The organism is Limnohabitans sp. (assembly GCF_044361645.1).
Lineage (GTDB): Bacteria > Pseudomonadota > Gammaproteobacteria > Burkholderiales > Burkholderiaceae_C > Limnohabitans_A.
Genome location: NZ_JBIKIL010000129.1, coordinates 1 through 10,662 on the forward strand (window position 1 = coordinate 1; position 10,662 = coordinate 10,662).

Annotated in this window: 9 protein-coding genes and 1 pseudogene; 7 read left to right on the forward strand and 3 right to left on the reverse strand. The window is 59.4% G+C overall.

Annotated features, from left to right (window positions below; all coding sequences use genetic code 11):
- The first annotated feature begins 151 nt into the window (after window positions 1-151).
- Both ACIQ39_RS16315 and ACIQ39_RS16320 read left to right on the forward strand, forming a co-directional pair.
- Window positions 152-1,225: a 3-deoxy-7-phosphoheptulonate synthase gene (locus ACIQ39_RS16315; RefSeq protein WP_396435660.1), complete on the forward strand. Its 1,074-nt coding sequence runs from the start codon at window positions 152-154 to the stop codon at window positions 1,223-1,225.
- Window positions 1,226-1,241: 16 nt separating this feature from the next.
- Window positions 1,242-2,651, forward strand: coding sequence for a Fic family protein (locus ACIQ39_RS16320; RefSeq protein WP_396435661.1), 1,410 nt, complete (start codon window positions 1,242-1,244; stop codon window positions 2,649-2,651).
- Window positions 2,652-3,162: 511 nt separating this feature from the next.
- On the opposite strand, the gene ACIQ39_RS16325 is transcribed toward ACIQ39_RS16320, so the two are convergent.
- On the reverse strand, window positions 3,163-3,876 hold the full coding sequence (locus ACIQ39_RS16325; RefSeq protein ID WP_396435662.1) for a YebC/PmpR family DNA-binding transcriptional regulator: 714 nt from the start codon (window positions 3,874-3,876) through the stop codon (window positions 3,163-3,165).
- A 182-nt stretch (window positions 3,877-4,058) separates the two neighbouring features.
- A complete protein-coding gene (locus ACIQ39_RS16330) occupies window positions 4,059-4,673 on the reverse strand; it encodes a glutathione S-transferase N-terminal domain-containing protein (RefSeq protein ID WP_396435663.1) in 615 nt (204 codons plus the stop codon).
- Window positions 4,674-4,792: 119 nt separating this feature from the next.
- On the opposite strand from ACIQ39_RS16330, the gene purB reads away from it, so the two are divergent.
- From purB to ACIQ39_RS16345, 3 genes are all read left to right on the forward strand, one after another.
- Window positions 4,793-6,193 (forward strand): adenylosuccinate lyase, encoded by a 1,401-nt coding sequence (gene purB, locus ACIQ39_RS16335; RefSeq protein WP_396435664.1) that lies wholly within the window; start codon window positions 4,793-4,795, stop codon window positions 6,191-6,193.
- An 88-nt stretch (window positions 6,194-6,281) separates the two neighbouring features.
- Entirely contained in the window at window positions 6,282-7,448 is a 1,167-nt protein-coding gene (locus ACIQ39_RS16340) for an ATP-binding protein (RefSeq protein ID WP_396435665.1), read from the forward strand.
- 2 nt (window positions 7,449-7,450) lie between these two features.
- Window positions 7,451-8,011 carry a YaeQ family protein gene (locus ACIQ39_RS16345; RefSeq protein ID WP_396435666.1) on the forward strand — a complete coding sequence of 187 codons (561 nt, stop codon included), beginning with the start codon at window positions 7,451-7,453 and terminating at the stop codon, window positions 8,009-8,011.
- 82 nt (window positions 8,012-8,093) lie between these two features.
- Here ACIQ39_RS16345 and argC read toward each other — a convergent pair whose 3' ends face one another.
- Entirely contained in the window at window positions 8,094-9,017 is a 924-nt protein-coding gene (gene argC / locus ACIQ39_RS16350; RefSeq protein WP_396435667.1) for an N-acetyl-gamma-glutamyl-phosphate reductase, read from the reverse strand.
- Window positions 9,018-9,204: 187 nt separating this feature from the next.
- Between argC and sucC the strand changes: the two genes are divergently transcribed.
- Together sucC and ACIQ39_RS16360 are read left to right on the forward strand one after the other, a co-directional pair.
- Entirely contained in the window at window positions 9,205-10,365 is a 1,161-nt protein-coding gene (sucC, locus tag ACIQ39_RS16355; RefSeq protein WP_396435668.1) for an ADP-forming succinate--CoA ligase subunit beta, read from the forward strand.
- 78 nt (window positions 10,366-10,443) lie between these two features.
- Window positions 10,444-10,662: pseudogene (locus ACIQ39_RS16360) on the forward strand (succinate--CoA ligase subunit alpha); the annotation flags it as partial.

Here is a 10,662-nt window from a genome sequence, read left to right on the forward strand (position 1 = left end):
TTTGGCTTCACCCATTTGGTGACCTCTGTAAATCCGTTGAAACTGGCTACCAGTCTAGCTTGCGGCCGGTTTATGCAACGTCAACTGCCGGAAATAGGTTAATACGGGGCTGCCACCGACCCACTTGTGCATCCAGCTTTTGAATCCGGCCATGCTTTCAACCCAAGACAAAACCCGCATCGACGACACCCGCATCGCCTCGGTGCGCCCCCTCATGACCCCGGCCTTGCTCGAAGAGCGCCTGCCCGCATTGCCTGCCCACTTGGCGCTGGTGGAGCGTTCGCGGCAAGACATCTCGAACGTGCTGCAAGGCCGGGACGACCGTCTGGTGATCGTGGTCGGGCCTTGCTCCATCCACGACCACGACCAGGCCATCGCCTACGCCAAGCTGCTCAAGACCGAGGCCAACAAGCATGCGCAGGATTTGCACATCGTGATGCGCGTGTATTTTGAAAAGCCGCGCACCACCGTGGGCTGGAAGGGCTACATCAACGACCCGCACCTGGACGGCAGCTTTGCCATGAACCAGGGGCTGGCGATGGCGCGCCAATTGTTGCTGGACATCCTCGATGTCGGCCTGCCCGTGGCCACCGAATTTCTGGACTTGCTCAGCCCGCAGTACATCAGTGACTTGGTCACTTGGGGCGCGATCGGCGCGCGCACCACCGAGAGCCAAAGCCATCGCCAGCTGGCCAGCGGCCTGTCGTGCCCGGTGGGCTTTAAAAACGGCACCGACGGCGGTGTCAAAGTCGCGGCAGACGCGGTGGTGGCGGCCCAAGCGCCCCACGCCTTCATGGGCATGACCAAGATGGGCCAAGCGGCGATTTTTGAGACCCGTGGCAACCAAGACGTGCACATCATCTTGCGCGGCGGCAAAGCGCCCAACTATTCGGCGGCCGATGTCGACGCGGCCTGCCAAGTCTTGCAGGCCTCGGGCATTGCGCCGCAAGTCATGGTGGACGTCTCGCACGCCAACAGCAGCAAACAGCACGCCAAGCAAATCGAGGTGGCGCACGATGTGGCCGCCCAAGTGGCCGCAGGTGACCGCCGCATCATGGGCCTGATGATCGAAAGCCACCTGAACGAAGGCCGGCAAGACCTGAAACAAGGCCAACCGCTCGCCCACGGCGTGTCCATCACCGACGCCTGCATCGGCTTTGTGCAGACGGTGCCGGTGTTGGAGGCCTTGGCGCGGGCGGTGCAAAAGCGGCGGGCTGTTTTGTAATAAAAGCAGTTACAAAATGAACACTGAGCTTCTGCGCGAAAACCACCGTGTTGAGCTCAAGCGCGAGCTCACGCCCGAGCTCGACCTGGAAAAAGAAGTCGTTGCCTTTCTCAACAGCCACGAAGGCGGTTTCATTTACATCGGCGTTGACAATACAGGGCAGCGTGTGGGCGTGGCCGATGTGGACGGCGACATGCTCAAGGTCAAAGACCGCATCAAAAACAACATCAGCCCCTCGGCCATGGGCTTGTTTGATGTGCTCGAAGAAGAAGGCCCGCCGGGCGTGCTGTGCATCAAGGTCATTGTGGCCAGCGGCAGCGAAAAACCCTATGCCAAAAAGAAATATGGCCTGAGCGAAAAGGGCTGCTTTGTGCGCGTGGGCAGCGCCGCCGAGCCCATGCCCACCGCCATGATTGAGCGGCTGTTTGCCAACCGCACCCGCAACTCGATTGGCAAAATCAAAGCCCACCGCCAATCCCTGAGCTTTGAGCAACTGCGCATTTACTTTGAAGAAAAGCGCAAACCCCTGGGCCGACAGTTCAAAGCCAACCTGGAGCTCACCACCGAAGATGGCGCGCTCAATTACGCCGCCTATTTGTTGGCCGACGAAAACGGCATGTCCATCAAAGTGGCCAAGTACCGAGGCAAAAACCGGGTGCATTTGATGGAGGCCAACGAATACGGCTACTGTTCACTCGTCAAAGCGACCAAAGCAGTGCTCGACAAGCTGGAGCTGGAAAATAAAACCGCCAGCACCATCACCGCCAAAGAGCGCATCGACGTGCGGCTGTGGAACCCCGTGGCCCTGCGAGAGGCCGTGATCAACGCCATCGTCCACAACGACTACAGCCGCGAAGCGCCGCCGAAGTTTGAAATTTTTGCCGACCGCATCGAAATCACCTCGGCCTGTGCTTTGCCCGAAGGCCTCACCCCCGCTGAGTTTTTTGAGGGCTACTCCATCCCGCGCAACAAAGAGCTGATGCGCGTCTTCAAAGACTTGGAAATGGTCGAGCACCTGGGCTCGGGTCTGCCCCGCATCACCGAGTTTTATGGACCTGAGTGCTTTCGGTTCACCGAGAACTTTTTGCGCATCACCTTTGCAGCCAGCAGACGGGTGCATGAAGAAGAGGTCACCGACCAAGTTGAGGCCCCAGTCACCGACCCAGTCACCGACCCAGTCACCGACCCAGTCACCGACCCAGTCACCGACCCAGTCGTCAGGCTTTTGCACGCCTTGACTGCGGGAGCGCGGGCACCATCAGACATTCAGCAGATGCTCAGCCTCAAACACCGGCCCACCTTCAAAACCAATTATCTGCGGCCAGCCTTAGAACGTGGCTGGATTGAGCCGACGATGCCCGACAAACCCAACAGCCGCTTGCAGCAATACCGCCTGACCGCACAAGGAAAGGCCGTATTGAAATGAATCTGCCTGCAAAGCCCGCTGCTGCAACAGAAGCTGACCCTGCCACAGAATTGCGCCAGATGCTGGCGTCCGCAGCAGCTGCGCTGCAGGCCCTGCACCAGCAGGCCATTGAGGCGCTGGCGCCTGCCGTGCAAGACATTCTGCGCAGCGGGTTGAACACACGCTCGACCCATTGCTCAACCATGCGTGCCTGCCCGAGGGCTTGGCCCTCTTCAAAACCCTCTGCCGACACTGTGCGTCTATAGACCCGCAGGCCACCGCGAGCTGTGTCCGCGCCTACCGAGAGATGTGGGACAGCGATGACCAGAACGACGGCAAAGAGATGCAAGCATGAACGACAACAAAAACAAGCCTACTGCCGAAGCTGCGCTTGCCTGAGTTTCGTGGCGCGGAGGGTGGCAACCGGTGGCGTCTGAAAGACACGTGTGAAGTAAACCCGTCTAACCCGCCACGCCCCGATCAACTTGTTTACATCGATTTGGGGTCTGTCGACGCTGAGTTTGCAGAGCCCTTAACCCGCCAGCCCCACAAACACGTTTTGCACGTCGTCGTTGTTGTCAATGGCGCCCAAAAAGGCCTCGACTTCTTCGAGTTGTTCGGCGCTCAAGTTGGCCGGGTCGACCGGGTTTTTGGGCTTGTAACCCAGCTTGGCCGCGACCACGGTGAAGCCGTGTGCGGGCAAGGCGCGGCTAACCAGGTCCAAGTCGGTGGCTTCGGTGATGAACACCGTCATGCCGTCTTCGTCGGCGGGTTCGAAGTCTTGTGCACCGGCCTCGATGGCGGCCAGCTCGGGGTCAGCCCCGGCCTGTGCGGGTTCGGCCTCGATCAGGCCCACATGGTCAAAGTCCCACGACACCGAGCCCGAGCTGCCTTGCTGGCCTTTGCGAAACAGCACGCGCATCTCGGACGCGCTGCGGTTCACGTTGTCGGTCAGCACCTCGATCATCACCGGCACTTGGTGGGGGGCAAAGCCTTCGTAGATCACCCGCTCAAAGCTCACCGCATCGCCCAACAGGCCAGCGCCTTTTTTGATGGCGCGCTCCAGGGTTTCTTTGGGCATGGAGACTTTGCGGGCCTGCTCCACCACCAGACGCAGGCGCGAATTGGCCGCTGGGTCTGCGCCGTTGCGCGCCGCGATCATGATGTCTTTGGCCAGTCGGCCAAACAGCTTGCCCCGGGCGTCTGCTGCCTGTGCCTTGCCTTTTGCTTTCCACTGCGCGCCCATGGCTTTGTCCTTGCATTGTGGTGATGGATGCGGGGAGTTTAAGCGCTCGTTTGAGGCTTGGGGGTGCTGACCCCGCTTGCGATGGGGCCCCATGGCGTGCATGTGGCAGGGCCGGTGTTTGGCATCGGGGGCATGAAAAAGCCAAGCACCAGGCCGGTGTGCCCCAATCAACGCAACAGACCTCAGTGGGGCAAGCTGTCGATGAAACTGGGGCGCAGCGAAAGTTTGTCGTGGAGTTTGTGCAGATTGGGGTAGGGCGTGCGCCAGTCAATTTGCGCAAAACGGAAGTCCAAATACCCAAGGGCACAGCCCACAGCAATGTCGGACAGGCCCATGTGAACCCCTGAACAAAATGCTTTTTCCCCCAGGCCTTTGTGCATGGCCAGCAAGGCATGCTGGATTTTGTCAAGTTGGCGGTCTATCCAAGCTTGGCTGCGTTGGCTGTTGTCACGCCCGGTCCACACCGCCTCCATGCGGGCGAGCAATGCGGCATCCAGCAAACCGTCACCAAGCGCTTCCCAAGTTTTAACTTCCGCGCGCTCGCGCCCACTCGCCGGGATCAGTTTGCCCACAGGGGACAGTGTGTCTAGATATTCAACGATCACGCGCGAATCAAACACGGCCTCGCCCCCCTCCATCACCAAGCAGGGCACTTTGCCGATGGGGTTGGAGGCGTGGATGGTGGTCTGCGCAGACCAGACGTCTTCGGTGACAAACTGGTAGTCCAGCTTTTTCTCGGCCATGACAATCCGCACCTTGCGAACATAAGGACTGGTAACGGAGCCGATGAGTTTCATATCTGGGAAAAGAGAGCCTGAGGAGCGCCGATTCTAGGTGAATCTCGTTCTCCAAATGGGGAAGTTCGACCGTCTGTGGCGGGGGGCCGTGATGAAACGCCGGGAATTACAATCCAGTGATGAATTTTTCCCCTCTTTCCGCCCTGTCTCCCCTGGATGGCCGTTACGCCAGCAAACTTGATGCCCTGCGCCCGCTCATGAGTGAGCAAGGCTATATGCACTGCCGTGTTCAGGTGGAAGTCGCTTGGCTCATGGCTTTGTCGGACGCAGGCTTTGTCGAGTTCAAGCCCTTGTCGACGGGTGCGCGCAGTTATTTGACGGGTTTGGTGAAAAACTTCAACGAGGCCGATGCGCTGGCCATCAAGGCGTTTGAAAAAGTCACCAACCACGACGTCAAGGCGGTGGAGTATTGGATCAAGTCCAAGTTCAAAGACCGTCCGGAGTTGGAAAAAGCGGCCGAATTTGTGCACTTTGCCTGCACCAGCGAAGACATCAACAACACCAGCCACGCGCTGCAACTCAAGCGCGCGCGTGCCCAAGTGATCTTGCCGGGTTTGGATGCTTTGATCGCCAAGCTGCGCGACATGGCGCACGCCTTTGCCGAGGTGCCCATGCTCAGCCGCACCCATGGCCAAACCGCCAGCCCCACCACGGTGGGCAAGGAAATGGCCAATGTGGTGATGCGCCTGAACGCTTGCCGCGAAAAGATCGCCAAGGTCCCGTTGATGGGCAAGATGAATGGCGCAGTGGGCAACTACAACGCGCACCTGTCGGCTTGGCCTGAGTTCGATTGGGAGGCCTTTGCCCGCCAGGTGGTGGAGACGCCCGAATTGGACGAGGCGCAGGTCGGCGCATGGGGCTTGGGTCTGACGTTTCAGCCCTACAGCATCCAGATTGAGCCGCACGACTACATGGCCGAGTTGTTCGATGCCATGGCGCGCACCAACACCATCCTCATCGACTTGTCGCGCGACATCTGGGGTTATGTGAGTTTGGGTTACTTCAAACAACGTTTGAAAGTCGGCGAGATCGGTTCGTCCACCATGCCGCACAAAGTCAACCCCATCGACTTTGAAAACGCCGAGGGCAATCTGGGCCTGGCCAATGCCGTGCTCAAGCACCTGTCTGAAAAGCTGCCCATCAGCCGCTGGCAGCGCGACCTGACCGACTCGACCGTGTTGCGCAACATGGGCGTGGGTTTGGGTTACACCGCCCTGGCCTACGCCTCGCTCACGACGGGTTTGAACAAGCTGGAGTTGAACGAAGAAGCGCTGGCCGCCGATTTGGACGCTGCTTGGGAAGTGCTGGCCGAGCCTATCCAGACCGTGATGCGCCGCTATGGTGTTCAGGGCGCTTACGAAAAGCTCAAAGAAGTCACACGCGGCAAAACCGTGACGGCTGCAGACTTGCATGGCTTGATTGCTGCGCTGGACATTCCGCAGCCCGACAAAGACCGTTTGTTGGCCATGACGCCGGCCAGCTACATCGGCAAAGCCGCTGAATTGGCGCGCCGGGTTTGACCGCGCTCAGGGCCATGCCGCTTCGCGTGTGGCCAAGTCGGTTTATACAAACTGAAGATCGTTTTTTCAATTTGTATAAAATCACTGCATGATTGAACGACAACTGACCCCCACGCTGCTGCGTCTGGCCAAGTCGTTTCCTGTGTTGGCCATCACCGGTCCACGCCAGTCTGGCAAAACCACATTGGCCAGGCATTTGTTCCCAGGCAAGCCCTATATCTCTTTGGAAGACCCGACAGAGCGCGCCTTTGCCGCCGATGACCCGCGTGGGTTTTTGGCGCGCTTTTCGCAAGGGGCGATTTTTGACGAGGCCCAGCGTTGGCCTGAGCTGTTTTCTTACCTGCAAGGCATGGTGGATGAGGACCGCACACCTGGCCGGTTTGTCCTCACGGGCTCACAGCAATTTGGTTTGTTGGCGGGCGTCACGCAGTCCTTGGCCGGTCGAGTGGCCATGAGCCGTTTGTTACCGTTTTCGGCGGCCGAAATTTCTGGCGTGGGCTCTGGCAAGCTCTCTTTGGACTCAGCGCTTTGGCGCGGCGCTTACCCCGCTTTGCATGTGGCCGCGTCCACCGAGCCGGTGGATTGGTTCGCCAGTTACATCACCACCTACTTGGAGCGCGATGTTCGGCAGGTGCTGCAGGTGCAGGACTTGGCGACCTTCCAGCGCTTTGTGCGCTTGTGTGCCGGACGCACGGGACAGTTGTTGAACCTCAGTGCCTTGGCCAGCGAGGCGGGCATCACCCACACCACGGCGCGTGCTTGGCTTTCAGTGCTGGCATCCAGCGATGTGGTGTTTTTGCTCACGCCCTACCACCGCAATTTTGGCAAACGCTTGGTCAAGACGCCCAAGCTGTATTTCGTCGACACGGGTTTGGTGTGTTGGTTGCTGGGTATTCGCCAAGCGGAGCAACTGGCTTTGCACCCTGCGCGCGGTGCCTTGTTTGAAAACTGGGTGGTGTCCGAATTCCTCAAGCACAGGAGCAACCAAGGCCAGCCGTCGGACCTGCATTTTTGGCGGGACAACAATGGGCTGGAAGCGGATTTGTTGTACGAGACAGGCACAGGCCAGTTGCAAACCGTCGAGATCAAGTCTGGACAAACGCCGACGGGTGATTACGTACGCGCAGGTCTGCGTTCTGCCAGCATGGCAGGCGCGCAAGCTTGCACCCCTTTGCTCATTTACGGCGGCGAAACATCGTTCCTGCGCAACGGCGTTCAGCTGTTGGCGTGGCGCATGTTGGCCCGGAAAGACTGACCATGGCCCTCAAATCCACCATCTACAAAGCCAACCTGTCGATCGCTGACATCGATCACAGCTGCTACGAAGACCACCAACTCACCTTGGCGCGGCACCCGAGTGAAACCGACGAGCGCATGATGATCCGCCTGCTGGCGCTGGCCATCAACGCCTACAAACTGCAAGCCGTCTGCAACGGTGACGGCAAGCTGGCGTTTGGCGCGGGCCTGTCCGACCCGGACGACCCGGATTGCAGCTTGCGTGACTTCACAGGCCGCACCCGCGTGTGGATGGAGGTGGGTCAGCCCGAAGACAAGCCCATCATGAAAGCCTGCCAAAAAGCCGATGAGGTGCTGCTGTACTGCTTCAACCACGCGGCCGAAGTCTGGTGGAAAGGCATTGAAACCAAACTCACCCGTCTGGACAAACTGCAGGTCTGGCGCGTGCCCACCGAAAGCTCGCAAGAATTGGCCAAATTGGCCGAGCGCAGCATGCTGCTGCAAGCCACCGTGCAAGAAGGCAGCGTGACCTTCAGCAGCGACAAGGGCAGCGTGCACATTGAGCTGGTGCGCTGGAAATAAGGGACCCCTTTCGGGCGGTGTGTTGTCACACGACCGTGAGCCTGAGCTGAGCCCCTGCTGGGCCTTGCTGACCCAAGACTTTTTACAAGCCCAGCATGAGCTGAATGTTTTGCACCGCCGCGCCACTGGCGCCTTTGCCCAAATTGTCCAAGCGGGCGATCACCACGGCCTGGCGCGCGGCCTCGTTGGCGAAAACGCGAATTTCCAGCTGGTTGGTGTTGTTCAGGGCCGTGGCGTCCAGCTTCAGCTGGTCGGTGGCGGGCTCCACGCTCACCCAACCGCCTGCGGCGCGGCTGGCCGCGTAATGCTTGCGCAAAGCCTCGTGCACATCAGCGCCCGTCGGTTGGCTTGGCAAAGCGTCCAGGTGCAGAGGCAGTTGCACCAACATGCCTTGGCGGAAATTGCCCACAGCGGGCACAAACAAGGGCCGCCTGGTCAGGCCAGAGTGGCGCATGATTTCCGGTATGTGTTTGTGCTGCAGGCCCAAGGCGTAGGCCTCGAACAACGGGGCCTTGCCCGCTTCATGGTCTTCGATCATGGCCCTGCCACCACCGGAGTAACCACTCACCGAAGGCAGGCAGACCGGAAAGTCTGTGGGCATCAGCCCCGCGTCAACCAAAGGTCGCAAGATGGCGATCGCACCCGTGGCGTAGCAGCCGGGGTTGGCCACCCGCTGTGCTTGGCGCACGGCCGCGGCCTGATCGGCGGCCAACTCAGGAAAACCGAACACCCAATCGGGGTGGCAACGGTGGGCCGTAGAGGCGTCCACGATGCGTGGCTTGACGCCCGGCAGGCTGTCGACCATGGCCACCGACTCGATCGCGGCATCGTCGTGCAGGCACAGCACCACCAAATCGGCTGCCGCCATGAGTTCGCGCTTGGCTTCAGGGTCTTTGCGGCGAGCGGGGTCGATGCTGAGCACCACGACCTGGGGCATCAGCGCCAGTCGCTCGCGGATTTGAAGACCCGTCGTACCCGCTTCGCCGTCGATGAAAATTTTCGCCATGGTGTGACTTTCACGAAAAGATCGGGCTTTCAGCGTCAAGCCAATGTAAGACGCAAGGCCCAGGATTGGTGCAATGCAGCATGATACAGTCGCTGTCTGCAGCGCCCAGAGTCTGCCGATGTGCCCGGTTTAAACCAAGTACTTATGTCGGACCGGTCGAATTACCACCCCTCTGAGAGAAGACCTCATGAAGATCCACGAGTACCAAGGCAAGGAAATCTTGCGTCAATTCGGTGTGCCCGTTCCACGCGGCATTCCGGTATTCAATGTGCAAGAGGCGGTTGAGGCCGCGCAAAAACTCGGCGGCCCCGTTTGGGTGGTGAAGGCCCAAATCCACGCGGGTGGACGCGGCAAAGGCGGCGGTGTGAAAGTGGCCAAAACCCTCGACGATGTCAAGCGTTTGGCCACCGAAATTTTGGGCATGCAACTCAAGACCCACCAAACTGGCCCCGAAGGTCAAAAAGTCCGCCGCATCTACATTGAGGACGGTGCCGACATCCACAAAGAATATTACGTGTCCATCGTGACCGACCGTGCCACGCAAAAGCTGGCTTTCATCGCTTCCAGCGAAGGCGGCATGGACATCGAAGAAGTGGCGCACAGCACGCCCGAAAAAATCATCACCGAGTTCATCGACCCCTTGACCGGTTTGGGCGATGCCCAAGCCCAAAAGATCGCCGACGCGATTGGCATGCCTGCTGACTCCACCGCCCAAGCCGTGGACATCTTCAAAAAGCTCTACCAGTGCTACATGGACACCGACGCGTCGCTGGTGGAAATCAACCCCCTGAACCGCGACAGCAAAGGCCAGGTGATGGCCTTGGACGCGAAGTTCAACTTCGACGCCAACGCCTTGTTCCGTCACCCCGAAATCGTGGCCTACCGCGATCTGGACGAAGAAGATCCAGCAGAAGTCGAAGCCTCCAAGTTTGACCTGGCCTACATCAGTTTGGACGGCAACATCGGTTGCTTGGTCAACGGCGCTGGCTTGGCCATGGCCACCATGGACACCATCAAGTTGTTTGGCGGCGAGCCCGCCAACTTCTTGGACGTGGGCGGCGGCGCAACGGCCGAAAAAGTCACCGAAGCCTTCAAGATCATGCTGACCAACAAGAATGTCAAAGGCATTTTGGTCAACATCTTTGGCGGCATCATGAAGTGCGACACCATCGCCACCGGCGTGATCACCGCTTGCAAAGCCGTGAACCTGTCCGTGCCTCTGGTGGTGCGCATGAAGGGCACCAACGACGAGCTGGGCAAGAAAATGCTGGCCGAATCCGGTCTGCCCATCATCTCCGCCGACACCATGGCCGAAGCCGCGACCGCCATCGTCGCAGCCGTCAAGTGAATGCAAGCTTGAGCGTTCAGCGCAGAGCGTGATTTCACGCCGAACGCCGAACGCCCAACGCTCAACCCAGGAACCAACATGTCCATCTACATCAACAAAGACACCAAAGTCATCACCCAAGGCATCACCGGCAAAACCGGTCAGTTCCACACGGAAAAGTGCCAGGAATACGCGAACGGCAAGAACTGCTTTGTCGCGGGTGTGAACCCCAAGAAGGCGGGCGAGTCCATCTTCAACATCCCGATTTACGCCTCGGTCAAGGAAGCGGCCCAGCAGACCGGCGCGACCGTGTCCGTG